The organism is Bradyrhizobium sp. USDA 4354 (assembly GCF_054060315.1).
In genome coordinates, this window is sequence record NZ_JBSSDC010000001.1 from 4,067,777 (window position 1) to 4,093,332 (window position 25,556).

At 64.0% G+C, this 25,556-nt stretch carries 23 protein-coding genes and 1 pseudogene; 15 read left to right on the forward strand and 9 right to left on the reverse strand.

All coding sequences use genetic code 11. The annotated features are described in order from the left end of the window. Positions 1 to 26: 26 nt before the first annotated feature. Complete coding sequence (locus ACVIIV_RS18575) at positions 27 to 1,202, reverse strand: ABC transporter substrate-binding protein (RefSeq protein WP_456748769.1); 1,176 nt, start codon at positions 1,200 to 1,202, stop codon at positions 27 to 29. A gap of 251 nt (positions 1,203 to 1,453) precedes the next feature. Here ACVIIV_RS18575 and ACVIIV_RS18580 point away from each other — a divergent pair, with 251 nt between their 5' ends. The 3 genes from ACVIIV_RS18580 (at position 1,454) to ACVIIV_RS18590 (ending at position 4,292) form a co-directional block, all read left to right on the forward strand. Next, complete coding sequence (locus ACVIIV_RS18580) at positions 1,454 to 1,972, forward strand: MarR family winged helix-turn-helix transcriptional regulator (RefSeq protein ID WP_456748770.1); 519 nt, start codon at positions 1,454 to 1,456, stop codon at positions 1,970 to 1,972. A gap of 148 nt (positions 1,973 to 2,120) precedes the next feature. Next, positions 2,121 to 3,812, forward strand: coding sequence for a benzoate-CoA ligase family protein (locus tag ACVIIV_RS18585; protein WP_456745443.1), 1,692 nt, complete (start codon positions 2,121 to 2,123; stop codon positions 3,810 to 3,812). A 21-nt stretch (positions 3,813 to 3,833) separates the two neighbouring features. Then, positions 3,834 to 4,292, forward strand: coding sequence for a RidA family protein (locus ACVIIV_RS18590; RefSeq protein WP_456745444.1), 459 nt, complete (start codon positions 3,834 to 3,836; stop codon positions 4,290 to 4,292). A 38-nt stretch (positions 4,293 to 4,330) separates the two neighbouring features. On the opposite strand, the gene ACVIIV_RS18595 is transcribed toward ACVIIV_RS18590, so the two are convergent. After that, complete coding sequence (locus tag ACVIIV_RS18595; protein WP_456745445.1) at positions 4,331 to 5,059, reverse strand: CBS domain-containing protein; 729 nt, start codon at positions 5,057 to 5,059, stop codon at positions 4,331 to 4,333. A 210-nt stretch (positions 5,060 to 5,269) separates the two neighbouring features. On the opposite strand from ACVIIV_RS18595, the gene ACVIIV_RS18600 reads away from it, so the two are divergent. Continuing rightward, positions 5,270 to 7,123 carry a PHA/PHB synthase family protein gene (locus ACVIIV_RS18600; RefSeq protein ID WP_456745446.1) on the forward strand — a complete coding sequence of 618 codons (1,854 nt, stop codon included), beginning with the start codon at positions 5,270 to 5,272 and terminating at the stop codon, positions 7,121 to 7,123. A 148-nt stretch (positions 7,124 to 7,271) separates the two neighbouring features. Here the strand turns inward: ACVIIV_RS18600 and ACVIIV_RS18605 are convergent, their stop codons facing one another. From ACVIIV_RS18605 to ACVIIV_RS18615, 3 genes are read right to left on the reverse strand one after another with little or no spacing between them, the layout of a single operon-like run. After that, entirely contained in the window at positions 7,272 to 8,246 is a 975-nt protein-coding gene (locus tag ACVIIV_RS18605) for a CHAD domain-containing protein (protein WP_456748771.1), read from the reverse strand. Positions 8,247 to 8,257: 11 nt separating this feature from the next. Further along, positions 8,258 to 9,796: a bifunctional aminoglycoside phosphotransferase/ATP-binding protein gene (locus ACVIIV_RS18610; protein ID WP_456748772.1), complete on the reverse strand. Its 1,539-nt coding sequence runs from the start codon at positions 9,794 to 9,796 to the stop codon at positions 8,258 to 8,260. Positions 9,797 to 9,819: 23 nt separating this feature from the next. Then, on the reverse strand, positions 9,820 to 10,803 hold the full coding sequence (locus ACVIIV_RS18615; protein WP_456745447.1) for a zinc-dependent alcohol dehydrogenase family protein: 984 nt from the start codon (positions 10,801 to 10,803) through the stop codon (positions 9,820 to 9,822). Between the two features lie 176 nt (positions 10,804 to 10,979). Between ACVIIV_RS18615 and ACVIIV_RS18620 the strand changes: the two genes are divergently transcribed. Together ACVIIV_RS18620 and ACVIIV_RS18625 are read left to right on the forward strand one after the other, a co-directional pair. Further along, positions 10,980 to 11,816, forward strand: coding sequence for a universal stress protein (locus ACVIIV_RS18620; protein WP_456745448.1), 837 nt, complete (start codon positions 10,980 to 10,982; stop codon positions 11,814 to 11,816). A 63-nt stretch (positions 11,817 to 11,879) separates the two neighbouring features. Next, positions 11,880 to 14,573, forward strand: a complete 2,694-nt coding sequence (locus tag ACVIIV_RS18625; protein ID WP_456745449.1) for a bifunctional acetate--CoA ligase family protein/GNAT family N-acetyltransferase — start codon at positions 11,880 to 11,882, stop codon at positions 14,571 to 14,573. A gap of 9 nt (positions 14,574 to 14,582) precedes the next feature. Here ACVIIV_RS18625 and ACVIIV_RS18630 read toward each other — a convergent pair whose 3' ends face one another. Beyond that, positions 14,583 to 15,071, reverse strand: a complete 489-nt coding sequence (locus ACVIIV_RS18630) for a phage holin family protein (protein WP_456745450.1) — start codon at positions 15,069 to 15,071, stop codon at positions 14,583 to 14,585. Further along, the gene (locus tag ACVIIV_RS18635) at positions 15,072 to 15,347 is read right to left on the reverse strand and encodes a hypothetical protein (RefSeq protein ID WP_456745451.1); all 276 of its coding nucleotides are present in this window, start codon (positions 15,345 to 15,347) and stop codon (positions 15,072 to 15,074) included. Between the two features lie 176 nt (positions 15,348 to 15,523). Between ACVIIV_RS18635 and ACVIIV_RS18640 the strand changes: the two genes are divergently transcribed. Genes ACVIIV_RS18640 through ACVIIV_RS18650 form a run of 3 tightly spaced genes read left to right on the forward strand, consistent with a single transcriptional unit; the run spans position 15,524 to position 18,537 of the window. Further along, complete coding sequence (locus ACVIIV_RS18640) at positions 15,524 to 16,660, forward strand: ABC transporter permease (protein WP_456745452.1); 1,137 nt, start codon at positions 15,524 to 15,526, stop codon at positions 16,658 to 16,660. Between the two features lie 2 nt (positions 16,661 to 16,662). Then, positions 16,663 to 17,430: an ABC transporter ATP-binding protein gene (locus ACVIIV_RS18645; RefSeq protein ID WP_456745453.1), complete on the forward strand. Its 768-nt coding sequence runs from the start codon at positions 16,663 to 16,665 to the stop codon at positions 17,428 to 17,430. A gap of 3 nt (positions 17,431 to 17,433) precedes the next feature. Continuing rightward, a complete protein-coding gene (locus tag ACVIIV_RS18650) occupies positions 17,434 to 18,537 on the forward strand; it encodes an ABC-type transport auxiliary lipoprotein family protein (protein ID WP_456745454.1) in 1,104 nt (367 codons plus the stop codon). 6 nt (positions 18,538 to 18,543) lie between these two features. Here the strand turns inward: ACVIIV_RS18650 and ACVIIV_RS18655 are convergent, their stop codons facing one another. After that, positions 18,544 to 18,861: a c-type cytochrome gene (locus tag ACVIIV_RS18655; RefSeq protein WP_456745455.1), complete on the reverse strand. Its 318-nt coding sequence runs from the start codon at positions 18,859 to 18,861 to the stop codon at positions 18,544 to 18,546. Positions 18,862 to 19,015: 154 nt separating this feature from the next. Between ACVIIV_RS18655 and ACVIIV_RS18660 the strand changes: the two genes are divergently transcribed. Together ACVIIV_RS18660 and ACVIIV_RS18665 are read left to right on the forward strand one after the other, a co-directional pair. Continuing rightward, positions 19,016 to 19,729 carry a helix-turn-helix domain-containing protein gene (locus ACVIIV_RS18660; RefSeq protein WP_456745456.1) on the forward strand — a complete coding sequence of 238 codons (714 nt, stop codon included), beginning with the start codon at positions 19,016 to 19,018 and terminating at the stop codon, positions 19,727 to 19,729. A gap of 285 nt (positions 19,730 to 20,014) precedes the next feature. Next, the gene (locus ACVIIV_RS18665) at positions 20,015 to 20,743 is read left to right on the forward strand and encodes a Crp/Fnr family transcriptional regulator (protein ID WP_456745457.1); all 729 of its coding nucleotides are present in this window, start codon (positions 20,015 to 20,017) and stop codon (positions 20,741 to 20,743) included. A gap of 10 nt (positions 20,744 to 20,753) precedes the next feature. On the opposite strand, the gene ACVIIV_RS18670 is transcribed toward ACVIIV_RS18665, so the two are convergent. Next, positions 20,754 to 21,530, reverse strand: coding sequence for a cyclase family protein (locus tag ACVIIV_RS18670; protein WP_456745458.1), 777 nt, complete (start codon positions 21,528 to 21,530; stop codon positions 20,754 to 20,756). Positions 21,531 to 21,825: 295 nt separating this feature from the next. Between ACVIIV_RS18670 and ACVIIV_RS18675 the strand changes: the two genes are divergently transcribed. The 4 genes and pseudogenes from ACVIIV_RS18675 to ACVIIV_RS18690 all read left to right on the forward strand — a co-directional run bounded on the left by ACVIIV_RS18675 (position 21,826) and on the right by ACVIIV_RS18690 (position 25,527). Continuing rightward, positions 21,826 to 22,797 carry a TRAP transporter substrate-binding protein gene (locus ACVIIV_RS18675; RefSeq protein WP_456745459.1) on the forward strand — a complete coding sequence of 324 codons (972 nt, stop codon included), beginning with the start codon at positions 21,826 to 21,828 and terminating at the stop codon, positions 22,795 to 22,797. Between the two features lie 65 nt (positions 22,798 to 22,862). Continuing rightward, positions 22,863 to 23,414 carry a TRAP transporter small permease gene (locus ACVIIV_RS18680; RefSeq protein WP_456745460.1) on the forward strand — a complete coding sequence of 184 codons (552 nt, stop codon included), beginning with the start codon at positions 22,863 to 22,865 and terminating at the stop codon, positions 23,412 to 23,414. Further along, positions 23,405 to 24,698, forward strand: a pseudogene (locus tag ACVIIV_RS18685) (TRAP transporter large permease). Before ACVIIV_RS18680 ends, ACVIIV_RS18685 begins: the two are co-directional and overlap by 10 nt. A 22-nt stretch (positions 24,699 to 24,720) precedes the next feature. Further along, positions 24,721 to 25,527 (forward strand): SDR family NAD(P)-dependent oxidoreductase, encoded by an 807-nt coding sequence (locus ACVIIV_RS18690; protein ID WP_456745461.1) that lies wholly within the window; start codon positions 24,721 to 24,723, stop codon positions 25,525 to 25,527. The last annotated feature ends 29 nt before the right edge of the window (positions 25,528 to 25,556 follow it).

Here is a 25,556-nt window from a genome sequence, read left to right on the forward strand (position 1 = left end):
AGTCCTCCCGTAACGCAGCACGCAGCTTAGTTCGCCGCCTTGCAGTCCTTGGCATAGCGGTCGCCGTAATTCTCGAAGACCTTCTGGACGATCTCGGTCTGGAACTTGCCGTCCGGACGCTTGGCCACCTTGGTCAGGTAGAAATCCTGGATCGGATAGCCGTTGGTGTTGAACTTGAAGGTGCCGCGCAACGAGGTGAAGTCGGCTTTCTTCAAAGCGGCGGCGACCGCGTTCTTGTTGGAGAGGTCGCCCTTCACGGCTTTGACGGCACTGTCGATCAGCATCGCGGCATCGTAAGCTTGGAAGGCGTAGGTGCCGGGCACCACGTTATAGGCGGCCTCATAGGCGGCAACGAACTTCTTGTTTTGGGGATTGTCGAGATTGGGCGCCCAGTTCGCGCCGCCGAACATGCCGACCGCCGCGTCCTGCTGCGCCGGCAGGGTCGATTCATCCACCGTGAAGGCCGAGAGCACCGGAATGGTATCTGCTAGTCCGGCCTGCCGGTATTGCTTGACGAGATTGACGCCGAGGCCGCCGGGCATGAACGTGAAAAGTGCATCGGGCTTCTGCGACGAGATCTTGGACAGCTCCGGCTGGAAATCCAGCGTGTTCAGCGGCATGTAGGATTCCTCCACGATCTCGCCCTTGTAGTCGAGCTTGAAGCCCGCGACCGAATCCTTGCCGGCCTGATAGTTGGGGACCATCAGGTACATGCGCTTGTAGCCGCGATCCTGCGCAACCTTGCCGAGGACCTCGTGCACCTGATCGTTCTGATAGGACGTCACATAGAAGAACGGGTTGCAGTCCTTGCCGGCGAACGTCGACGGGCCGGCATTGGGGCTGATCAGGAAGGTCTTCGATTCCGTGATGGGTCGGTGGATCGCCTGAAGGATGTTGGAGAAGATCGGGCCGACCACGAAGTCGACCTTCTCACGCTCGAGAAGGCCCTTGACCTTGGTCACCGCTGCATCCGGCTTGAGCTCGTCGTCGACGACGACGACCTCGACGTCGCGGCCGCCCATCTTGCTGCCGAGATCCTTCACTGCGAGCGTGAAGCCGTCGCGAACCTGTTGGCCTAGCGCGGCGGCAGGTCCTGACAAGGTCACGATCACACCCAGCTTGATTTTCTCCTGGGCGAGGGCAGGGGTCACAACGGTTCCGAACAGCATTGCGGCTGCGGCCAAGGTCATTTGCGTCTTCATCATCTGTCCTTCGTGACGATTGGCTTGCGCCGCAAGCCACGTACTCCAATCCAAGCTTATGCCGATGACAGCCGCCGCGGCAAGCCGAGCTCGAGGCGTCACATCCTTGCGGGCAGCTGTGCATGCAAGCGGCGCGCCAATTATTTGAAGCCTAAAGAAATTGACGTGCGGTCGATTGTTGCAGCTTTGGACTTGCAGCCGGCTCCGATTTATTTGAAGCTCAAAACGTTGGGGAATCCGTGCCGGCGCCAATGCCGGCCGCGAGTGACTGCATCAACATGCTCGATTCCGAGACCAAGGCCGTCGAAACGCCGGAGGACCACGCCGAAGAGCTTCGGCTGTGGCTGCGGCTCTTGACCTGCACGACGCTGATCGAGGGCGAGGTGCGCGGACGCCTGCGGCAGCGGTTCGATGTCACGCTGCCCCGTTTCGACCTGATGGCGCAGCTCGACAAGGCGCCTGACGGCATGACGTTGTCCGATGTCTCCAAGCGCATGATGGTGTCGAACGGCAATGTGACCGGCCTCGTGGAGCGCCTGGTGGAGTCCGGTCATCTCGACCGTCGGACCTCGGAGACGGACCGTCGCGTCCAGGTGATCCGCCTCACGAAGCTCGGGCGTGCCGAGTTTCGCAGGATGGCTGCGGAACACGAGACCTGGATCGCCGATCTCTTCGCCGACCTTTCGCCGAAGGACGTGCGCGAATTGATGCGCCTCTTGGCCAAGACCAAGGCCTCGGCGCAGAAATCGGCCGCGCGGCGCCGGCCATAAACAGGCCGGCCGAGCAGGCCGCCGAACCCCTTTGCCACAGGAAAAAGCACGGCGTGCCCAAAATCCGCTATTGCGCCAAATTGTTTTAAGCCTAAAATGTTTTCCAGATCGTGCTGCCGGGTGCAATCCATGCTGAAAGGAGCGTGCGATGGCCAACGCCGCCAAGGTTCAAGTGTCAGGCCCGTGTGACGGCAATGCCGCGACGGCCCATGTCGATACGTTCGCGCGGCAGCATCTGCCGCCGCGCGAGCTCTGGCCCGAATTCATTTTCACGCGGCCGGAGCTGCGCTATCCCCCGCGACTGAACTGCGTCAGCTATTTCCTCGATCGCTGGGTCGAGCAGGGCCAGGGCGATGCACCTTGCGTCATCAGCCCCGGCGTCAGCTACACCTATCGCGAGCTGCAGGCGCTGGTGAACCGCATTGCCAACGTGCTGGTCGGCAAGCTTGGTCTCGTCCCCGGCGGCCGCGTGTTGTTGCGCTCTGCCAACAACCCCATGATGGTTGCGACCTATCTTGCGGTGATCAAGGCCGGCGGCATCGTCGTAGCGACGATGCCGCTGCTCCGCGCCAAGGAGCTGTCCTATCCGATCCAGAAAGCTGCGATCACGCTGGCACTGTGCGACGGAAAACTCTCCGAGGAGATGGAGAAGGCGAAGCTAGCTGCGCCAGGTCTCGAGCGCGTGGTTTATTGGGGCAATGGCGCCTCCGATTCGCTCGAAGCGCTGATCGCGGATGCGAGCCCGGAGTTCAGGGCTCTCGATACCGCTGCCGATGACATCTGCCTGATTGCCTTCACGTCGGGCACGACGGGCGATCCCAAGGGCACCATGCATTTCCATCGCGACATGCTCGCGGTCTGCGACGGCTATGCGCGCAATATCTTGCGGGCCGAGCAGAAGGATCGCTTCATCGGCTCGGCGCCGCTCGCCTTCACCTTCGGCTTCGGCGGCGTGCTGTTCCCGATGCATATTGGCGCCTCCTTCGTGGTGCTGGAGAAGACGACGCCGGACGACATTCTGAATGCGATCGAGCAGTACAAGACTACGGTCTGCTTCACGGCGCCGACCGCATACCGGGCCATGCTCGGCAAGCTCGCAGGCCGCAACATTGCTTCGCTCCGCAAATGCGTCTCCGCCGGCGAGACGCTGCCCAAGCCGACATTCGAAGCCTGGCTGAAGGCCACCGGCATCAAGCTGATGGACGGCATTGGGTCGACCGAACTGCTGCACATCTTCATCAGTGCGACCGAGGACGAGATCCGTCCCGGCGCCACCGGAAAGCCCGTGCCGGGCTATGAGGCCAAGATCGTCGATGACGAGGGCCGCGACGTGCCGCCTGGAACGATGGGCCGTCTCGCCGTACGCGGGCCGACCGGTTGCCGCTATCTGGCTGACGAGCGGCAGCGGAAATACGTCCAGAACGGTTGGAACATCACCGGCGACACCTATCTGATGGATAGCGACGGCTATTTCTGGTACCAGTCGCGCTCGGACGACATGATCGTGTCGGCCGGCTACAACATCGCGGGTACGGATGTCGAGGCGGCGCTGCTCACGCATCCGGCGGTCGCCGAGTGCGGTGTGGTCGGCGCCCCGGACGAGGCGCGCGGCATGATCGTGAAGGCCTATGTCATCGCCGCGCCCGGCGTGACGCCTGACGCTCAGCTCGTGGCCGAGTTGCAGGAGCATGTCAAACGCGAGATCGCGCCGTACAAATATCCGCGCGCCATCGAGTTCGTGACGCAACTCCCCAAGACCGAGACCGGAAAATTGAAGCGCTTTGCCCTGCGGCAACTGGCGCAGGCTGCCGCAACGTCCTCAGGTGTCGCGGCGGAATGAGAAGAGGATGAAGAATTGTCCGTGACGACGCCGAAAGGCCCGCAACTCGCGGTGCTGCCGACAGCAACCGAGGATGACACCCGTTCGCGGGTGCAGGTGCTCCAGCCGTCGGGGTGGCCGATGCCGAAGGGCTATGCCAATGGCATGGCCGCCGAGGGGCGCATCGTCGTCACGGGCGGGGTGATCGGCTGGGATGCCGAAGAGCGTCTTGCTGACGGCTTTGTCGCGCAGGTGGGGCAGACCTTGAGCAACATCGCCGCGATCTTGGCCGAGGCAGGCGCGAGGCCCGAGCACCTCGTGCGGTTGACCTGGTACGTCGTCGACATGGACGAGTACCTGTCTAACCTGAAGGAGCTCGGCAAGATCTATCGTGCCATCTTCGGCGCGCACTATCCGGCGATGGCGCTGGTTCAGGTCGTTCGCCTTGTGGAGAAGGCGGCGCGCGTCGAGATCGAAGCCACCGCCGTCATTCCACTCTGAATCGCGTCTGGTTCAGCTCGCCTTGTTAGCTCGTCTTGTCAGCTTGCCTTAGCGAGCTCGTCGTCCTCGGGCGAGTTCAGATAGACGCCGGACACGGTGTCGACCCAGCACAGATGGTCGTGCACTTTCTTTACGCCCTCGGCGTTCTCCGCTGCGACGATCGCGGCCTGCCGTGCGCGCTCTTCGGTGATGACGCCGCTGAGATGAACGATACCGTCGCGCACGATCACGTTCAGCCCGAACGGACACCAGTCGTTCTTCTCCATGGTGTCGATGATGCGGCTGCGAATGTGGTCGTCATCGGCGGTCGGATCCGGCACTTCGCGGGCGAGCCCCGCCACCGCCTGCAACAGATTGGCGCGGGACACGATCCCGACGACCTTGTCGCCGCGCACGACCGGCAGCCGCTTCACGTTGTTCCGCTCCATGAGATCGACGATCTCCGCGAGCGCGGTATCCTCCGTGATGGTCACGGGCGAGTCGGTCATCACTTCCGAGACCTTGCGGCCGTGCTCGTGGACGAAGTCGCTGGCGGATTTGCCCGGACCAAGGATGAACCGCAGCCAGCGCCCGCGCTTGCGCCCGGTTCCGATTTCGCTGCGGCGGATGAAATCGCCTTCCGACACCACGCCGACCAGCTTGCCGGTGTCGTCGACCACCGTGAGACCGCTCACATGTCGCTTCAGCATGATATTTGCCGCTTCGACGATGCTGGTGTCGGGGGTTACCGAGATGACCGACCGGGTCATGATCTGGTGGGCGCGCATGGACAACTCCGCTGGCTCTTTGAGATTCCGATGCGCGAAACCTAGCTCGGGTATCGAGGTGCAGTTTGACTCAGGTCAATCGGCGAACACGGTCGACCCTGATTGAGCAATTGTGGTCCGGCTCCGAATTTGATGCAGCTCAAGACGGATTTGAGGTCGAGCCGTATCCTGTTCCCGACGTAGAAACTGAAGCCCGCAGGAATATGAGCTATGAGCGTCGTGCAGATATTTCCACGGGCCGAAGAGCCGGCGGTGCAGGTTCTCCCCGCTGATGCCGTCGCTCGTCCCGAAGCCTCGCCGGTGAGCCCCGAAAGGCTCGAACACACGCCGGTCGCCGCCGGTCCTCAGCCCGGATCGGAACCATATCCTTTTGACCGCGCCCTTCACGCGATGCTGGCGCGGTTCACCGGCGGGATCTCGCCGCTTGCCTTGTCGCTCGCTTGGCTCGATTGGAGTTCGCATCTCGCCGCGGCGCCGCAGCGGCACATGGAGATTTCCCGCACCGTTCTTCGCGATATCGGCCGGCTGGCGGAAGCCGCCGCGCACGCAGCGTCACCGCAGCAAAAGCCGTGGTCCGTGATCCAACCGCAGGGGCGGGATCGCCGTTTCAGTGGACCACAATGGGAGACCCCGCCGTTCAATCTGCTGGCGCAGGCATTTTTGCTAACAGAGAGCTGGTGGCGCGATGCTGCGACGGGCGTGCGCGGCGTGTCGCACGCAAATGAAGCCATCGTCGAGTTCTCGATGCGCCAGATGCTCGACATGCTGGCGCCGTCGAACTTCACGGCGACCAATCCGAAGGTGCTGGAGAAGGCGTTCCAGAGCGGCGGGGAGAATTTCGTCTTCGGCTGGCAGAACTGGTGCAGCGACCTGATGCGCCTGCTCTCCAACGCGAAGCTGGCGGACGACGCGCAGTTCGTGGTCGGCAAGACGGTGGCGGTGTCACCCGGCAAGGTCGTCTACCGCAACGAGCTGATCGAGCTCATTCAGTACCATCCGACCACCGCGCAGGTGCGGCCCGAGCCGATCCTGATCGTGCCGGCCTGGATCATGAAATATTACATCCTCGATCTCTCGCCGCAGAACTCGCTGGTCAAATATCTGACTGGCCAAGGCTTCACCGTGTTCGCGATCTCCTGGCGCAATCCGGATACGAGGGATCGGGATCTCGCCTTCGATGACTATCGCAGACTGGGCGTCATGGCGGCGCTGGACGTGATCGGACTGGTCATGCCGGGTCGGAAGACCCACGCGCTCGGCTATTGTCTGGGAGGCACATTGCTCTCGATCGCCGCCGCCGCGATGGAGCGCGACGGTGATAACCGCCTCGGCACCGTCACTCTCCTTGCCGCGCAGACCGATTTCACCGAGGCCGGGGAGCTGACGCTCTTCGTCAACGAGAGCCAGGTGACCTTTCTCGAAGACATGATGTGGCAGCGCGGTTATCTCGACACGACGCAGATGGCCGGCGCCTTCCAGCTGTTGCGCTCCAACGAGCTGATCTGGTCGCGGCTGTCACACGATTATCTGATGGGCGAGAGTGCACCGCCGAGCGACCTGATGGCCTGGAACGCCGACGCCACGCGGCTGCCTTATCGCATGCATTCGGAGTATCTGCGCAAGCTTTTCCTCGACAACGATCTGGCGGGAGGGCGCTATCGCGTCGGAGGCAGGAGCATTTCGCTCTCCGATATTCATGCCCCGATGTTCGTGGTCGGCACGCTCGCCGATCACGTGGCGCCATGGCGATCCGTCTACAAGATCCACTATCAGGTCGATGCCGACGTGACGTACCTGTTGACCAGCGGCGGTCACAATGCCGGCGTCGTGGCGCCTCCGGAGGAGCCCGGCCACAGCTATCAGGTGCTGACCAAGGCTGCTGATGCGCCCTATGTTGGTGCGGATGAATGGCTGAAGCTGGCTCCGCGGGTTGAAGGCTCGTGGTGGCCGGAATGGACCAAATGGCTGGCGGCACGCTCAGGCGCCCCGTGCGATCCGCCGCAGATCGGACTTGGAGATGCCCTCGGCCTCCCGGATGCGCCGGGGGACTACGTCCACACCTAGAACGGGATGAGATCAGGTTTAATTGCTGCAATGGAGGTGCACTCCCTCTCCCGCAAGCGGGAGAGGGAAACGAATCGCGGCGACCGATTCAATCTAAAGCCAGATCTAATCTATGGCGCGATGACGACCATCCCGATCTCATCGCGGTTTAGATCTCCGGCTCGGAGCTCGGCGCGAGGTCGGAGGAGCGGAAGGGCTTGGCCTTGTCCAGTTTCCGGTAGGCCACTGACGCCGTTCGCAACAGCTTCTTTTGCCGCTTGCGATCGAGGAAACGCTTGCCGGCATTAAGGCCAGCGCCGTTCAAGGACGCAGCCAGTGCTTGCCCTCGTGCATCGTCGTTCAATTGTCCGAGCGACCGTTGCGCCTTGCGCAATTGCTTGAGGATGGACTTCTGCTTCGTCGCCGCCCCATCGGCGAACAGATCCGCAAGCGACTCGATCGAATAGGTCAGCCGCTTGTTGAGGAGCCGCAGCTTGTGCCGTTTCTCGACATCGAGCCTCTTCAGCTTCCGGGCTTTCTTGAGCAGCGTCGTTTCCCACTCGGTCAGCCGTTCCGTCGCGTGGTCGGCGAGCGTGCGGCGGCGCAATCGGATGGCTTCCTTGCTGCGCCGGGTCGACCAGGGGCCGCTATCGATCCACGTTGAGGTCTGCTCGACCAGGCGGCGGTAACGTGCGGATTGCAGCGCGCGCGCCAGCAGCCGGTGGCTCTCGGCCCGTTTCTCGTCCCAGTGCTGAAGCTCGGCGACCACGGCAAGCTCGTCGCCACTCTCGGCGACGACCCGCTCGATTGCCACGTCAAGGTCCCGCACCATGCCGAGCTGGCCGTTCAGCCATTTCAGTTCGGCCCAGACATTCGGCCGCAGGGCATCGTCGACCATTGGCGCGAAGAAGCGGATGGCAGTTCGCAGATGCGTCAGTGCGATGCGGATCTGGTGCAGCGCGTCGGGATCGCCGCGGCAGGTGCCGTCGTGCTGAGCGAGCACGGCGTCCAGGTGACGGCGGGCGATGATCCGGAACGCCGTATCGCAGGCCATGCCGGGGCTGAGGCGGGCGGGCAGGGTGTTACGCCGCGTCGCCGGCTTGGCATGCGTGGTCGCCGTCGAGCTAGTGGTGGGTCGCGATATCCTTGATCGCATCAATCAGATTGCCCTTTTTGCCCCACAGCGATCGCGTCCCGGCAGTTCTGGAGCGTCTGCTCCGGTGTCCCGGATGCATCGATGGTCGCCCAGCCGACATGGCCGATATTATAGTGCTCTTGCAGCGCGGCAACCTCTTGCGTGGCATCCGATGCGTCTCCCTGGCGGCTTCCGATTCGCGCTTGCCGGGTCGCGAGGTCTGCGATCAGGAACAGACCGTTCAGCGACACATTGCGCTCGCGCGCGAGCGCGGCGATCGCGTCGCGTTCGTCCTCACGAGCAAATACGCCGTCGATGATCGCCGAATGGCCCTGCGCCAGCACCCGCCGGGCGTGCTGAGCCAGCATGTCGTAGACGCGGGCCGTGACCTCCGGCGTATAGGCGGATGGCGGCAGGCGATGCGTGTCCTCGACTCCGAACATTTGCTTGCGGACGAGATCGCTGCGCAGCACGACGGCTCCCGGCTGCGGCGGGACGAGCGGGGCGAGCGCATGCGCCAAGACCGTCTTTCCGGTGCCGGACAGTCCGCCGACCGCAATCAGACGCGGAGCGGGAGGATGGATCAGCATCCTGGCGAGCTCAAAATAGCGCTGTGCCTGGTCAACAATGCCGGAAGCATCGGAATGCGGCCGCTTTAGCCGTGCCAGGGCAACCTGGGCGCGGATCGCCGCCCGGATCGACATGAACAGCGGCAGGGCCGAGAGCGCGTCGAGATTGTCGACCGGCGTCGTGGCGAGATAGCGGTTCAGGACCATGTTCGCCGCGCCTGGCTGATGGTGCTGCAACAGGTCCATCAGCGTGAATCCGAGATCGTAGAGCACGTCGACCGTTGCCATCTGCGCATCGAACTCGATCGCATCGAACAGCACGGGCCGATCATCGATCAGAACGATGTTTGCGAGATGCAGATCGCCATGACAGCGGCGCACGAAGCCCTGGCGGCCGCGCTCTGCGAGCAGCGGACGGATTCGTAAGAATGCCGCGTGCGAGGCCTTGCCGAGCTTTTCGATCTGTTCCGCGTTGAAATGTCCGCCGGCCCGCAGACCGTCAGTGTTGCCGTCGATTAGGGCCGGGATGGAGGAGACCCATGCTTTTGCGTCGGCATGCGTCGCCGCCGCGTGCGAAGCCGCGATCGCGTCAGCGGCGGCCGAGGCGAGCTTCGTGTCCAGCGGTCCGGCCTTGGCCAGATGATCGAGGGTCCTGCTTTCGTCGAAGCGCGACATGTCGACCGCATACTCGATCGGTCGACCGGCGCCGTCGACCTTCACCGATCCATCCGGCTCCTCCGTGATCGCCACGACGCGGTGATAGATCTGCGGCGCCAGGGGCCGGTTGATCCGGATCTCTTCCTCGCAAGCCGCCTTGCGCTTCTCGAGCGTCGAATAGTCGAGGAAGGGAAACCGGACCGCGCGCTTGATCTTCAGCGCGCGCTTTGCGTCCAGGAACACCGAGGCAGCATGCGTGTCGATGCGCCTCACGCTGGGATGGTCGGTCAGCATCGCAAAGATGCGCTCCTGAGCCGCCGTCTCATCCTTCATCGAAGCGGACATGGCAAGCACCGTCAGGGCGTCAGCACGGCCGCGCCGAGAATCTGGCCGTTCCGCAGCATGCTCAGAACCTCGTTGGCCTGATCGAGCGGAAACGCCGTCGTCTCGGTGCGCACGCCGGCTTGTGGAGCGATCTTTAAAAAATCGAGGCCATCCTGTCGGGTCAGATTGGCGACCGAGACCAGCTGCCGTTCCTGCCAGAGCAAGTCATACGGAAAGCTTGGAATGTCGCTCATGTGGATGCCGGCGCATACGACGCGACCGCCTTTGCGGACGGCGCGCAACGCCGCCGGGACAAGCTCGCCGGACGGTGCGTAAATGATGGCGGCGTCGAGCGGCTCGTCGGGCATTTGGTCCGATGATCCGGCCCAGACCGCGCCGAGGCGGCGCGCAAGGTCTTGTGCAGCGGTGTCGCCGCCTCGCGTGAATGCATGAACGGATCGTCCCTGCCAAACCGCGACTTGCGCGATGATGTGGCCGGCCGCGCCAAAGCCATAGAGGCCGAGCCTGTCGGCGGGGCCGGCCAGGACCAGCGAGCGCCAGCCGATCAGCCCTGCGCACAGCAGAGGCGCAATCTCCACGTCGCTGCCGGCCTCACCGAGCGGAAAAGCGTAGCGCGCGTCGGCGATGGTGTGGGTTGCGTAGCCGCCGTCGCGCGTGTAGCCGGTGAATAGCGGCGCGTCACACAGGTTCTCCATGCCTTCCCGGCAGAAGCGACACTTTCCGCAGGTGAAGCCGAGCCAGGGAATGCCGACCCGGTCACCAGGCGCATGTGTTGTCACATTCGGCCCTACGAGATCGACCCGGCGGACGATCTCGTGGCCAGGCACGATCGGATAGCGAATCTCGGGCAACTCGGCATCGACGAGATGAAGATCGGTCCGGCATACGCCGCAGGCGCTGACCTTCACCCGGATCTGGCCCTCGCCTGGCCTCGGGTCAGGCCGCTCCTCCATCTGGAGCCGTGCTCGTGGGGCCGGTAACACCATCGCACGCATGAGTCTCTCCGGGGCGAACCGCTCCGATTGAGCTATTCATAGAATGACCGAGCCACCAGTCCTTGACGTCGGTCAACGCCTGTTCCCGGGCGGCCGGATGAAGCTTCCTCCTGCCTTGACGAGGATCAAGCGTCTCAACGCGAGCCGGCCTATTGTGGTGACTGAGGAGAATTCCGATGCCCATCAAGGACGTCTTTCTGCCCCTTGTCGGCCAGCCGCGCGGGCCAGCCCTGGTTGCGATCGAGAAATGCGTGGCTGTCGCCGCCGATCTCGGCGCCAGGATCACCGCGCTCGCGCTCGAGGAAGAAGATGTTTTCGAGCGGCCGAAGGTGATGCTGCCTTACGATCGCGATTCCGTGCAGGCGAGCCCCGGGGCCGGCGACATGCAACAGCTCCTGAATGCCTTCACCGACGCAGCTTCGCGGGCCAACATTCGCGCCCGGAGCCGGTCGGGTAAGGTGCCTGCAGATCAGATCGGAGCGATCTTGGCCGAGCATGCTCGCTTCGGCGACCTCACGCTGGTTCCGGTGAAACCGCACGACAGTCGAACAGAGGGCATTGTCGAGACCTTCTTGTTCGAATCCGGCCGGCCTCTTCTGCTCTGTCCCGAACATCTCGCGGACGAACTTCGGCCCGAATTCGAAGACGTCATGATTGCCTGGGATCACTCTGCGCGCGCCGCGCGTGCGGTCGGCGACGCGTTGCCTATTCTTCGGGCTGCCACCTCGGTTCGTGTGGTGACCGTGGCGGAGGACAAGACTGACGCGGTCATGCAATCCGGAACGACTCTCGTCGATCATTTGCGGGAACACGGGGTCTATGCCTCGTTCGAAACGACCAAAGGCGGCGGCAGCTCGATCGGCAAGGTACTGGGAAGCTGGGCGAATTCCCATGGCATCGATGCGATCGTGATGGGCGCCTATCATCATTCGCGCCTGAACGAGATCGTATGGGGCGGTGTGACAAAGACCGTCATTGGCCAGCCACCGTGCTGGGTTATGATCTCGCATTAGGCTTCTTCTTCTAGCCTGATCGTCAACCATCGGAACCGCGGCTGACGCGGCGCATTTGCTTTCATGTCGACTTATCGCTTGAACAACCTGCTGTCGCCGCGCTCGGTCGCGCTGGTCGGGGCGAGCGCCCGTCCGGCGTCCGTGGGACGTGCCGTCCTGGAGAACATTCGCAAGGCCGAATTCAAGGGACAGTTTGGCCTGGTCAATCCGCGCCATGCCGAGATCGGCGGCGTCGCGGCGGTGAAGAGCCTGGACAGGTTGGACTTCGTGCCCGAGCTCGTGGTCATCACCGCCCCCGCGAGCGAGATTCCGGACATCGTCAGCCAAGCCGGGCGACGCGGGTCTGCGGGCGCGCTGATCGTCTCGGCCGGGCTCGGCCAGGGACCGGGATCGCTGCACGAGGCTACGAGCGCTGCTGCCCGCAAACACGGCATGCGATTGATCGGGCCGAACTGCCTCGGCATCATGATGCCCGGCGTCAGCCTGAACGCCAGTTTCGCTGCGCACATGCCGGGAGCGGGCAACCTCGCGCTGATTTCGCAATCGGGCGCGATTGCCGCCGGCATGGTGGATTGGGCCGCGCAGCGCGGCGTCGGCTTCTCCGGTATCGTCTCGATCGGCGACCAGATCGACGTCGACATTGCCGATCTGCTCGACCATTTCGCGATGGATCACAAGACCCGCGCGATCCTGCTCTACATCGAGGCTATCAAGGACGCGCGCAAGTTCATGTCGGCGGCGCGCGCCGCCGCGCGCGTGAAGCCCGTCGTCGTGGTGAAGTCCGGCCGCATGGCGCAGGGAGCGAAGGCCGCTGCCACGCATACCGGCGCGCTTGCCGGCGCCGACGCCGTCTACGACGCGGCGTTCCGCCGCGCGGGTGTGCTGCGGGTGTCCGATCTGCGCGAGCTGTTCGATTGTGCCGAGACATTGGGCCGCGTCGAATCGCCGACCGGAAAGCGTCTGGCCATCCTGACCAACGGTGGCGGCATCGGCGTCCTCGCCGTCGATCGATTGGTCGAGCTCGGAGGAATTCCGGCGACCATCTCGGCCGAGGCGCGCAACAAGCTCGATGCGGCGTTGCCGCCGACCTGGTCCGGTGCAAATCCCGTCGACATCGTGGGCGACGCCGACGCCTCGCGCTACGCGGCGGCGCTGGAGGAACTGCTGGCCGATCGCGACAACGACGCAGTCCTCGTCCTCAACGTGCAAACGGCGATCGCCTCGGCCGCCGAGATCGCCACGACCGTGACGGAGCTCGTCGGAAAGTATCGCGAGCAGCACCGCCGATGGGCGAAGCCCGTATTGGCGGCCTGGGTTGGGGCCGATCAGCACATCATTCAGGCACTCTCCGGCGCCGGTGTACCGAACTATCCGACCGAGGACGATGCCGTGCGCGGCTTCATGCATCTAGTCCGGCATCGCGAAGTGGTGGAGGAGCTGAGCCAGGTGCCTCCCGCGATGCCCGATACGTTCGTTCCGGACGCCCGGGGGGCGAGAGAGATCGTCACCGCCGCGATCGCGGACGGCCGCCAGTGGCTCGAGCCTGTCGAGATCAAGCACCTGCTCGAAGCCTACGATATCGCGATGGTGCCGACCTATGCGGCAGCCGATGTCGAGCAGGCGGTGACCTGTGCGAAGGACATCTTCGCGCAGGGTGGCACCGTCGTGCTGAAGATCATGTCGCGCGACATCATCCACAAATCCGATGTCGGCGGCGTCGTGCTCAACCTGACGACCCCGGAGGCCGTGCGTGCGGCGGCCACGGACATTCTTGCGCGAGCTAGAAAGCTGCGGCCCGAGGCCCGCATCGCCGGCGTCATCGTCCAGGCCATGGTCGTCAAGGCAAAGGCGCGCGAGCTGATCCTTGGCTTGGCCGACGATCCGACCTTCGGCACGGTTGTCGTTTTCGGTCGCGGCGGGACGGCGGTGGAGATCATCAACGACAAGGCGCTTGCGTTGCCGCCGCTCGATCTGCAACTGGCCCGCGACCTGATTGACCGCACGCGCGTGTCGCGGCTGCTAAAAGCCTATCGTGATGTGCCGGCGGTCAAGCAAGACGCCGTCGCCATGGTGCTGGTCAAGCTGGCGCAGATGGCGGCCGACATTCCCGAGATCCGCGAATTCGACATCAATCCGCTGCTGGCGGACGAAACCGGCGTGACCGCGGTGGATGCCCGCGTCGCGGTCGGGTCGCCGCAGCGGAAATTCGTCGGCTCCGGTCCGGCCAATTTCGCCGTTCGCGCCTATCCGTCGCAATGGGAGCGGCGCCTCAAGCTCAAGGACGACTGGCGCATCTTCGTGCGGCCCATGCGCCCCGAGGACGAGCCGACGATCCACGAATTCCTGCGTCACGTGACCGCGCACGACCTTCGCCTGCGCTTCTTCGCACCGATGAAGGAGTTCACCCACGAGTTCATCGCACGCCTGACCCAGCTCGACTATGCACGCGCGATGGCCTTCATCGCATTTGACGAGGCCACCGGCGAAATGGTCGGCGTCGTCCGGCTCCATTCGGACTCGATCTATGAGAGCGGCGAATACGCGATCCTGCTGCGGTCCGATCTCAAGGGCAGGGGGCTCGGCTGGACCCTCATGCAGCTGATCATCGACTACGCCCGGTCGGAAGGATTGAAGACCATATCGGGCGACGTGCTCCAGGAGAACACCGTCATGCTCGACATGTGCCGGCAGCTCGGCTTCGAGGTCAAGCCGGATCCGGCCGAGCCTGATATTTGCGACGTCAGGCTGAGACTTTGAGCTCGCCCGTTAGGAGCGCGCTTCGGCCGAATTTGCATCGGCGGACGTCTTGGTCGTTGTCCGCAAATTCTTGATGAGGATCGCGATCAGCGGCACCAGCACCGGCACGATCGTGCTGAGCGGATGATGCACTGCGCCTGACACCTGCGCCTGGAGCGCACGCGCCTCGAGCTGGAGAGCCTCGACGGAGGCGCCGTGAATTTCGTTGGCGAGCTCGATGTCACGCCCTGACGGAGCGCGGCCGGCGATCAGGAAGAGAGCGGCCGCGATAACGAAATTGACGGCGCCGAGGATGGCAGCCGCGGCAATCGTGCTCCAGATCTGCACCAGCGCGAAATAGGCCGACAGCTCCAGCATCAGGAGCCCGAACGCGGCGATCAGCGCCGCGAAGGCGCGCAGGCCGAGGCCGGTCAGCAAATGGCGCAGCCTGATATCCGCGATGATCCTGTCGGTGCGCCACAGCACGCGCAGATGTTTGACGATATTCTCGGTATTCACCTAGTGTCTCCTCAGCATGAAGCCGACAACCACGCCCAGCGCGAAGGCGGACGCGAGCGATGTGATCGGACGCTCCGCGATCAGACCCTGGAGCTGCTCCTGCTCTTGGTCGACTGTCTCGCCGAGCTCGGCAAGCGCGGCCCTGATCTGATCGGCTAGCGCCTCGGCGCGATCTTTCGAGCTCTCGAACATCTCCTCGCCGGCGGTGCTTAGCAAGCGTGTGACGTCGACCTTCAGCGCCCGCAATTCTTCGCTCATCCTGTCGCTGTCGAACATGGAGTTGGTGTCCTCATTGAATCGCATTGAGCCTAAGACCCGCCCGCGCGATCGCGCTTGATTTGCGTCAAGAGGCCGGGCGTGCTCGGGGTCTTGAGACAGGTCAAACCGGCCGCCACATGCTGGCCTAGAAATACCGGCTGAATGGGGACCAATTGTCCCGACGAGGTGGAAGCGTGAACCACGAACCGCTGCTACGCGCGACGCCGTCCGGCGACGTGCTGAAATTGCGCCCTGAAGGGCCGTGGACAGCCGCCAACGTGGTGACGCTCGAGACGTTGTCCCGGTCGGTCGGGGCCGACGTCGATCGCTCGCGCGTCGTAACCCTGGACATGTCGGGCATCAGCGCACTCGACACGCTCGGCGCCTGGGTCCTGGAAAAGCTGTCGCGCAGGGCCGCATCGGCGGGCAGATCGGCCGAATTCGTCGGCGTCGCCGACCATTTCAGCGGGCTGATGGACGAGGTGCGCCAGGTCAACCGCCACACACCGGCTCCGGCGGCTGCGCCCAATCCAGTTCTGGCGAGGCTGGGCGATCTCGGCAAGTCGACGGTCGGGGCGCGGGAAGACATCACGATCTTCCTCCAGATGCTCGGCGCATTGTTCATGGCGGTGATCGGGGTGCTGCGACGGCCGCGTTCGCTGCGGCTGACGTCGCTGGTGTATCAGCTCTACCGCATCGGGTGGCAGGCGATCCCCATCGTCGCGCTGATCACCTTCCTGATCGGCGCGATCATCGCCCAGCAGGGCTTCTTTCATTTCCGCAGATTTGGCGCGGAGTCCTACACCGTCGACATGGTCGGCATCCTGGTGCTGCGTGAGCTCGGCGTGCTGATCGTCGCCATCATGGTCGCGGGCCGGTCGGGAAGCGCCTACACCGCCGAGCTCGGCTCGATGAAGATGCGCGAGGAGATCGACGCGCTCTCGACCATGGGGCTCGATCCCGTCGACGTCCTGATCCTGCCGCGCGTCGCGGCCCTGGTCATTGCGCTGCCAATCCTCACCTTCATCGGGTCGATTGCCGCGCTCTATGGCGGCGGTCTCGTGGCCCAGTTCTATGGCGACATGGGGCCGGCGATCTACATCGCGCGGCTGCGTGAGGCCATTTCCGTCACTCACTTCGAGGTGGGCATCCTGAAGGCGCCGTTCATGGCGCTGGTGATCGGGATCGTGGCCTGTAGCGAGGGATTGCGCGTCAAGGGCAGCGCCGAGTCGCTCGGGCGGCAGACCACGACGTCGGTCGTGAAGTCGATCTTCCTGGTGATCGTGCTCGACGGCCTGTTCGCTATCTTCTTTGCCTCGATCGGAATGTGACGATGGAGGGACCGCAAGACGAGTTCGCGATCCGCGTCCGTGACCTCGTGGTCGGCTTCGGTCGCCAGACCGTGCTCGACCATCTGTCGCTCGACGTTCGCCGGGGCGAGATCCTCGGGCTGGTGGGGGCGTCCGGCGGCGGCAAGTCGGTCCTGATGCGGACCATCATCGGCCTTATCCCGTGCCGGAGCGGGACCATCGAGGTCATGGGGCAAGCTTCCAGTGGCCACGGCCGAGGCGCGGCCACGGCATGGGGCATCCTGTTCCAGCAAGGCGCGCTGTTCTCCTCGCTGACGGTCCGTCAGAACGTCCAGTTTCCCTTACGTGAAAATCTCGTGCTGTCGCAGGAGCTGATGGACGAGATCGCGATCGCCAAGCTGGAAATGGTCGGCCTGCGCGCCGGGGACGCCGACAAATATCCGGCGGAGCTGTCCGGCGGCATGACCAAGCGCGTGGCGCTGGCGCGTGCGCTTGCGCTCGATCCGCCGATCCTGTTCCTGGACGAGCCGACCTCGGGCCTCGATCCGATCGCCGCCGGCGATTTCGACGCGCTGATCAAGACGCTGCAAAAGACCCTGGAGCTCACCGTGTTCATGGTGACCCATGACCTCGCGAGCCTGACCACGGTCTGCGACCGGGTCGCCGCGCTCGCCGACGGCAAGATCGTGGCCGTCGGCCCGATGCGCGAACTGCTGCAATCCGAGCATCCCTGGGTGCGCGCCTACTTCCACGGCAAACGCTCGCAGATGCTGCAACACGAGATGAGATGAGAGATGGAAACCCGCGCTCCCTACGTGCTGATCGGCAGTTTCGTGCTGGCCGCGATCCTCGCGGTGTTCGGCTTCGTCTATTGGCTGAACAACACCGGCGGCATCGGCCCGCGCACGAATTACCATGTGCAATTCCAGGGGCCGGTGCCTGGCCTCTTGGTCGGCGCCGGCGTGCTGTTCAACGGCATTCGCGTCGGAGAGGTGACCCAGCTCGGGCTCGCGCCTGACAACCCGCGCTTCGTCAATGCGACGATCTCGGTTGCCACGGCGACGCCGGTCCGTACCGACACCAAGGTCGGCCTCGAATTCCAGGGCCTGACCGGCGTGCCGGTGGTGACGTTGGAGGGCGGCGTGATCGTCGCCAAGTCCGGCGAGCTCCCGACCTTGATCGCGGAGGCCGGCGCCGGCCAGAGCATGACGCAGGCCGCGCGCGATGCGCTGCGGCGGGTCGACATGGTGCTTCAGGACAATTCCGGCCCGCTGAAGGACACCATGGCGAATTTCAAGACCTTCTCCGACGGGCTCGCGCGCAACACCGGCAAGATCGACGGCATCCTGGCGGGCCTCGAGAAGATGACCGGCGGCGGCACGCCCGCGCAGAAGATCACCTACGACCTGCGCACACCACAGAATCTCGGACCGGCCGGCAAGACGCTGTCCGCGTCACTGGCGATTCCCGAGCCGACGGCGGTCGCAATGCTGCAGACCCAGCGCATGCTGTTCGCGCCCAGCGGAGACAGGCCGGGCTTTGCCGATTTCCTCTGGGCTGACAGCATTCCGAAATTGGTGCAGGCGCGCCTGATCGATTGCTTCGAGAACTACGACATCGCCCACGCCCCGCTGCGCACGAGCGATCTCGGGCAGGCGGATTACCAGCTCCTGGTCGATATCCGGCGCTTTCGGATCGCGACGGAAGGGGAGACTCGGGCCGAGATCGGACTGTCGGCGCGGATCGTCGACAAGAACGGCAAGGTGATCGCTTCGCGCCTCATCGAGGCCAGCGAAAAGCTCGAGAAGGTCGAACCGGCCGCTTCAGTCGCCGCCTTCGATGCGGCCTTCGCGCGCATCGCGAAGGAGCTGATCGGGTGGACCGTGCAGGCGGTGTGAGGCGGACTATTCCAGCGTCTTCAGGTAGGACAACAGGTCGTGGATCTGGTCCGGGCTGAGCGCGAAGACCGGCATGTCGTCATGACCGGTGTAGATCCCCTCGGCCAGCGCCTCGCCAAGGCTGTCGACCGGATAGCGCCGATGCAGAGTGCGCAGCGGAGGCGCGATCTCGAGCGGACTTTTGGAGACGCGATCGATCGCGTGACAGCGTGCGCAATTGGCCCGAGCAAAAGCCTTGCCGCGTTGTTCGGCCGTCGGGGCCGCCAGCGCAGGCGTAATCAGAAGCAGCCCAATCAGGCCGTGACGCAGTGCGCTTTGCAGCATGGAAAAGTGATCCCGTCGAACCGTGGAGGCAGAATAAGACGCGGATGCCACTCAAATTTGATCTGAGTCAATCGGCTGTGGCGCGGTGCAGTAAAATGCAGCCGCGCGGTGGACACGGCTTGGTGTCGGGGTCAGCCGACGCGAGGAGCGGTGGATGAAGCCTTCCGTGGTCACGATTGAGCCGAACGGGCATTTTTGCGACGATTGTGCCGTACGCGGGGCTGCGGTTTGTTCGTCGCTGGATGCGGCCGAGCTCAGGGAATTCGAGCATCTCGGACGCCGCGTCCATTTTGACTCGGGCGAGACCGTGTTCTCCGAGGAGGACATCACGACCTCGTTCTACAACGTCCTCGAAGGCGTCATGCGGCTGTACAAGCTGCTGCCCGATGGCCGGCGGCAGATCGTCGGCTTTGCCTTGCCCGGTGATTTCCTGGGGATGAATCTGTCCGGCCGGCACAACTTTTCGGCCGATGCGATCGGCGTGGTGAACGTGTGCCAGTTCGCAAAAGCGCCCTTCAGCCGTTTCATCGATGACCGGCCGCAGCTGCTCAGGCGGATCAACGAGCTGGCCATTCGCGAGTTGAGCCAGGCTCGCGACCATATGGTCCTGCTCGGCCGACGCTCGGCCGACGAGAAGGTCGCCACCTTTCTGCTCGGCTGGCGTGAGCGGCTGGTCGCGCTCAAGGGCCTGTCCGACACGGTACCGCTTCCGATGAGCCGCCAGGACATCGCCGACTATCTCGGCCTGACCATCGAAACCGTCAGCCGCACCTTCACCAAGCTGGAGCGTCAGGGTGTGATCGAGATCCTCCATGGAGGCATCAGCCTGCGCGACGCCGCGCGTGTCGAGGCCCTGGCCGCGGCCTGACATTCCGTCGGCAACGGGCGCCGATTTTGATCCCGATCAATGACGCCGGCTCCACCGGGTGCTTGCCCGGCCGGTCTCGGCCGTACGGCAGCGCATCAACGCAACCACGGCTTGCGTAACCCGCAACTCTGCATCGCCCCAAATGCATCGGCGCATCCCTCGGATGCGCCTTCACGGCGTTTTCACGGCAAATGCCTAAAACTGTGTCCATGCTTTCCGGTTGAAAAGCCTGGTAACGTTGACTACGCAGGAACCCCAGTGCCTCGCAGTCTTAGGAGCCGCGGCGTGCCTCAGGACAAGACCGGCGATCCCCGACAGTCGGCGGGCAACAAACTATCGGTCCTGCGCAAGCACCCGATCTTCGCGGATCTGGAGCCGGAGGCGCTCGACCAGCTCTGCCGCTACGCCAAGCATACCACCGTCAAACGCGGTGCGACCATCGCCGCCAAGGGCGATCCCGGCAACAATCTGTTCGCGGTGATCTCGGGTACGGTGAAGATCTCCTCTTCGTCGCCGGATGGGCGGAACGCCATTCTCAATCTGATCGGCCCCGGGGAGATCTTTGGCGAGATCGCAGTGCTCGACGGCGCGCCCAGGTCGGCCGACGCCACTGCCAATACCAATTGCGAGCTTTATATCATCGACCGCCGGGACTTCCTGCCCTTCGTAAAGAGCCAGCCGGCGCTGGCGATGAAATTCATCGAGCTGCTATGCGCGCGTTTGCGCTGGACCAGTCAGCAGGTCGAGCAGGTGATCCTGCAGAATCTGCCGGGCCGGCTTGCGAGTGCGCTGCTCGGTCTCACCGAGGAGCGCAAGCTCGATTCCGGCAGCGGCACGCTCGCCATCACGCAACAGGAGATCAGCGAGATGGTCGGGATGACGCGCGAGAGCATCAACAAGCAATTGCGCGCCTGGGCCGGCCGTAACTGGGTCCGCCTCGAGCACGGCGCCATCGTCGTGCTGGATACCGACGCGCTGCGCGAGCTCACCGAGAGCGGCCTCGACGGCGAGTGACGCCTTTCGCCTAATTGTCGATGATGGCGACGGCGCGGGTCCAGCCCGCGGAGGCGCGCTCGATCTTCACCGGAAAGCACGAGATCGTGAATCCGGTCGAAGGCAGCTGGTCGAGATTGTGCAGCTTCTCGAGATGGCAATAGCCGACGTGCCGTCCCGCCTTGTGGCCCTCCCAGATCAGGCTCGCATTTTTTGTCTCGGCATATTTCTTCGCGGTGTAGACGAACGGCGCGTCCCAGCTCCAGCCGTCGGTGCCGGTCAGGCGCACGCCGCGTTCGAGCAGATACATGGTGGCTTCATAACCCATGCCGCAGCCGGAATTGACGTAATCGGCCTTGCCGAATCTTGCGCCGGCGTTGGTGTTGACGACGACGATCTCCAGCGGCGACAGCGTGTGTCCGATGCGCTTCAGCTCTTTCTCGACATCCTCGGCATTCGCCACGTAGCCGTCGGGCAGATGCCGGAAGTCGAGCTTCACGCCGGGCTGGAAGCACCATTCCAGCGGTACCTCGTCAATGGTCCATGACCGCTCGCCCCGGTTCATGGTCGGATGGAAGTGCCAGGGCGCATCGAGATGGGTGCCATTGTGGGTGGATAGCGACACCTGCTCGACGGCCCAGCCCTGGCCGTCCGGAAGGTCTTTCGCCTTGAGGCCGTCGAAGAACTGCAGCATGCGCGGCAGGCCCTGCTGGTGATCGATATACTGGATCGTCGGGTGATTGCCGGGCGGATCGGCGGTCACGTCGTTTGCAAGCGGCACCGAGATATCGACTAGCTTCCGCGGCATGGGCATTTCCTCAAGGCGGTCCGGAGTTTCCGCCATCTTGAGGGGCCGCCATTCGCAGCGTCAAGTCACGTGGCGGCGACGCCAACCCGGCTGGTCGTCCACATGAATTGCGCCAGATCGATCGATGCAACTCTTGCATCGATCGATGCCGGATTTGGCTTGGACAGAGAATGCCGCCCCGCCCTAGGGACGACAATGGCGCTTGACTTCACACCTGAAGTGGAGCGACCCAAGGCGGCCTGCAGCCGGCCCGACAACGATATAATCAATCCAATCGACCAGGAGGAAAGCCCAGATGAAGACGCTCACCGGTATCATCACAGCCGTTGCACTGGCGGTCTCAGCGCCCCTGGCGACCGCACGCGATTTCCGCTCCGCCGACGTCCACCCCGCCGATTACCCGACCGTCGAGGCTGTCAAGTTCATGGGCAAGCAGCTCGCGGCGGCGAGCGGCAACAAGCTCGGCGTGAAAGTGTTTCCGAATGGCGCCCTGGGCTCGGAAAAGGACACGATCGAGCAGCTCAAGATCGGCGCGCTCGACATGATGCGGATCAACGCATCGCCGCTGAACAATTTCGTGCCTGAGACCATCGCGCTGTGCCTGCCCTTCGTCTTCCGGGATACGCAGCACATGCGCACCGTCCTCGACGGCCCGATCGGCGATGAGATCCTGGCGGCCATGGAGCCCGCAGGCCTGGTCGGCCTTGCCTATTACGACAGCGGCGCGCGGTCGATCTACACCGTCAAGGCACCGGTCAAGTCGCTCGCCGACCTCAAGGGGCTGAAGATCCGCGTCCAGCAGTCCGACCTGTGGGTCGGCATGATCCAGAGCCTCGGGGCCAACCCGACGCCGATGCCGTATGGTGAGGTCTATACCGCGCTCAAGACCGGCCTCGTGGACGCTGCCGAGAACAACTGGCCGTCCTATGAATCCTCGCGTCACTTCGAGGCCGCCAAGTTCTACAACATCACCGAGCACTCCCTCGCTCCCGAAGTTCTCGTGATGTCGAAGAAGGTCTGGGACACGCTGAGCAAGGATGATCAGGCCATGATCCGCAAGGCGGCCAAGGAATCGGTGCCCGTCATGCGCAAGCTCTGGGACGAGCGTGAGCAGGCCTCCCGCAAGACTGTCGAGGCGACTGGCGTTCAGGTCGTCACGATCGCCAACAAGGCGGAGTTCGTCGACGCGATGAAGCCGGTGTACCAGAAGTTCGCAGGCGACGAGAAGCTGCAGAGCCTCGTCAAACGGATCCAGGACACGAAGTAAGACAGGGCGAGGACCGGATCCGGCGTCGCTGCGAGGCGGCACCGGATCCCGCAAGGAGGCGCGGGATGACAGACCCACACGTCGCAAGCCACGAGCAGGGGGCCGTAGCGGCGCGCCCGTCCACCGGCTTGCTGTCGCGGATCAATGCTCCCGTCGCGCGCCTTGGCATGTACCTGTCGGTGACGGGCCTGCTCGTCATCGTCGCCATCGTTTTCTACCAGGTGTTCGGACGTTACGTGCTCAACTCCAGCCCGACCTGGACGGAGAACCTGGCGCTGGTCCTCATCCTCTATGTCACGCTGATCGGCGCCGCCGTCGGCGTGCGCGATGCCGGGCACATCGGCATGGACAGTCTGCTGGTCATGCTTCCCGATCACCTGCGGGAGAAGATCGAGATCGTGATCCACGTTCTGGTGGCCGTGTTCGGCATTGCGATGGCCTATAACGGCTGGATCCTCGGGGCATCGGTCGGCACCGTGAAAATCCCCAATCTCGGCCTTCCCGAGGTCATCCGCTATGTGCCGCTGACCGCCTCCGGGATCCTGATCGTCTCCTTCTCCATCGAGCACATCATTGCTCTCCTGCGCGGCGAAGAGGTCGTCCCCTCATGGAACTGATCATTCTCGGCGCCACTTTCTTCGGCTTCCTGATCCTGGGCGTGCCGGTCGCCTTCGCGATCGGCCTGTCGGCGATCTGCACCATCCTCTACGAAGGCCTGCCGGTCGCAGTCATCTTCCAGCAGATGATGTCGGGGATGAACATCTTCTCGTTCCTCGCCATCCCGTTCTTCGTCTTCAGCGGTGAGCTGATGCTGCACGGCGGCGTCGCCGACAAGATCGTGCAGCTCGCCAAGAATCTTGTCGGACACATCCGCGGGGGGCTCGGCATGTCGAACGTGGTCGCCTGCACGCTGTTTCGGCGGCGTCTCCGGCTCGCCCGTGGCCGACGTCTCGGCGATGGGCGCGGTGATGATCCCGATGATGAAGAAAGAGGGGTTCGACACCGACTACGCCGTCAACGTCACCACCCACGCCTCGCTGGTCGGAGCCTTGATGCCGACCAGCCATAACATGATCATCTATGCGCTGGCGGCCGGCGGCAAGGTCTCGATCGGCGCGCTGATCGCCGCGGGCCTCCTGCCGGCACTGGTGCTGATGGTGTGCATGCTGGTCGCCGCCTACGCGGTCGCGGTGAAGCGCGGTTATCCCGCCGGCAAGTTCCCGGGCTGGGCCGAGGTCTTCCGCTCGCTCGCGGCCGCACTGCCGGGACTGCTGATCGTCGGCATCATCCTGGCGGGCATCCTGTCCGGCGTCTTCACGGCAACCGAATCGGCGGCCATCGCGGTCACCTACACGATCCTGCTGACCTTCTTCATCTACCGCACCATGACCTGGGGCAACTTCCTGCGCGCCGCTGCCAAGGCGGTGAAGACGACGGGCGTGGTGCTGCTGCTGATCGGCGTTTCCACCATGTTCCAGTACCTGATGGGGCTTTACGAAGTCGCCGATTTCGCCGGCGACCTCATGAGCAAGGTGTCGACGCAGCCCTGGATGATCTTCCTGCTCATCAACATCATCCTGTTCGTGCTCGGCACGTTCATGGACATGGCCGCGACCATCCTGATCTGCACTCCGATCTTCCTGCCGATCGCGATGAAGGCGGGTATGGATCCGGTGCAGTTCGGCATGCTGATGCTGATCAATTGCGCGCTCGGCCTCAACACGCCGCCGGTCGGAACCACGCAGTTCGTGGGCTGCGCCATCGGCGGCATCTCGGTTGGTGCCGTGATGCGCACCATCCTGCCGTTCTACGCTGCGCTCATCGCAGCTCTGATGTTCGTGACCTATGTCCCTGCATTCTCGCTGTGGCTGCCGCGCCTCTTGATGGGCTACAAGGGCTAGCAGCACCAGGGAGACGCTATCAGTGACGGACTATCGCAAGCTATTCGATCTCACCGGCAAGACCGCGATCGTTCTCGGCGCCGCTTCCGGCATCGGCAAGTCGTCGGCCGAGGCGCTGGCCGGGCTCGGTGCCCGCGTCGTCTGCGCCGATCGCGCGCTTGATGCGGCGGAGGCGACCGCCGCCGGCATTCGCGACAAGGGCGGCTGGGCGGAAGCAGCGAATTGCGACGCCGCAAGCGCTGCGGACGTCAACGCGCTGGCCAGAACCGTGATGCAGAAATTCCCGCGGCTCGACATCGCGGTGACGACGCCCGGGCTCAACATCCGCAAGACCATCCTCGACTACACCGAGGAGGATCTCGACCGCGTCCTCAACCTCAACGTCAAGGGCACGGTGTGGTTCTTCCAGGCTTTCGGCCGCATCATGGTCGAGCAGAAGGGCGGCAGCATCATCGCCTGCTCCTCGGTGCGCGCCGTCACCATCGAGCCGGGCCTCGGCGTCTACGGCTCGACCAAGGCAGCGATCGGTCTTCTCGTAAAGGGCTTCGCCTCCGAGGTCGGCCATGCCGGCGTGCGCGTCAACGCGATCGCGCCCAGCATCGCCGAGACCGCGTTGACCGGCCCGTTCAAGCAGCGCCCCGACATCTACAATCTTTACGCCGGCCACACCGTGTTCAACCGCTGGAGCAGCGCCGACGAGGTCGCCGCCGCCGTGGCCTATCTCGCTTCCGACGCCGCGAGCTATGTCAGCGGCAGCACGCTGTTCGTCGATGGCGGTTGGACCGCCGTCGACGGCCCGCCGACCGGGCTCACCCAGCTGCATAAGTAGGGCAGGCACCGCTCGTACGGGATTGCGCC

Bases quoted from the DNA above. Each gene is read 5' to 3' on its own strand.
- ACVIIV_RS18600 (WP_456745446.1), top strand. From the start codon at position 5,270: ATGAGCGTCGTGCAGATATTTCCACGGGCCGAAGAGCCGGCGGTGCAG.
- ACVIIV_RS18575 (WP_456748769.1), bottom strand. From the start codon at position 1,202: ATGAAGACGCAAATGACCTTGGCCGCAGCCGCAATGCTGTTCGGAACC.
- ACVIIV_RS18655 (WP_456745455.1), bottom strand. From the start codon at position 18,861: ATGCTGCAAAGCGCACTGCGTCACGGCCTGATTGGGCTGCTTCTGATT.
- ACVIIV_RS18675 (WP_456745459.1), top strand. From the start codon at position 21,826: ATGAAGACGCTCACCGGTATCATCACAGCCGTTGCACTGGCGGTCTCA.
- ACVIIV_RS18595 (WP_456745445.1), bottom strand. From the start codon at position 5,059: ATGCGCGCCCACCAGATCATGACCCGGTCGGTCATCTCGGTAACCCCC.
- ACVIIV_RS18670 (WP_456745458.1), bottom strand. From the start codon at position 21,530: ATGCCGCGGAAGCTAGTCGATATCTCGGTGCCGCTTGCAAACGACGTG.
- ACVIIV_RS18645 (WP_456745453.1), top strand. From the start codon at position 16,663: ATGGAGGGACCGCAAGACGAGTTCGCGATCCGCGTCCGTGACCTCGTG.
- ACVIIV_RS18625 (WP_456745449.1), top strand. From the start codon at position 11,880: ATGTCGACTTATCGCTTGAACAACCTGCTGTCGCCGCGCTCGGTCGCG.
- ACVIIV_RS18620 (WP_456745448.1), top strand. From the start codon at position 10,980: ATGCCCATCAAGGACGTCTTTCTGCCCCTTGTCGGCCAGCCGCGCGGG.
- ACVIIV_RS18610 (WP_456748772.1), bottom strand. From the start codon at position 9,796: ATGAAGGATGAGACGGCGGCTCAGGAGCGCATCTTTGCGATGCTGACC.
- ACVIIV_RS18615 (WP_456745447.1), bottom strand. From the start codon at position 10,803: ATGCGTGCGATGGTGTTACCGGCCCCACGAGCACGGCTCCAGATGGAG.
- ACVIIV_RS18635 (WP_456745451.1), bottom strand. From the start codon at position 15,347: ATGTTCGACAGCGACAGGATGAGCGAAGAATTGCGGGCGCTGAAGGTC.
- ACVIIV_RS18650 (WP_456745454.1), top strand. From the start codon at position 17,434: ATGGAAACCCGCGCTCCCTACGTGCTGATCGGCAGTTTCGTGCTGGCC.
- ACVIIV_RS18580 (WP_456748770.1), top strand. From the start codon at position 1,454: ATGCCGGCCGCGAGTGACTGCATCAACATGCTCGATTCCGAGACCAAG.
- ACVIIV_RS18585 (WP_456745443.1), top strand. From the start codon at position 2,121: ATGGCCAACGCCGCCAAGGTTCAAGTGTCAGGCCCGTGTGACGGCAAT.
- ACVIIV_RS18660 (WP_456745456.1), top strand. From the start codon at position 19,016: ATGAAGCCTTCCGTGGTCACGATTGAGCCGAACGGGCATTTTTGCGAC.
- ACVIIV_RS18680 (WP_456745460.1), top strand. From the start codon at position 22,863: ATGACAGACCCACACGTCGCAAGCCACGAGCAGGGGGCCGTAGCGGCG.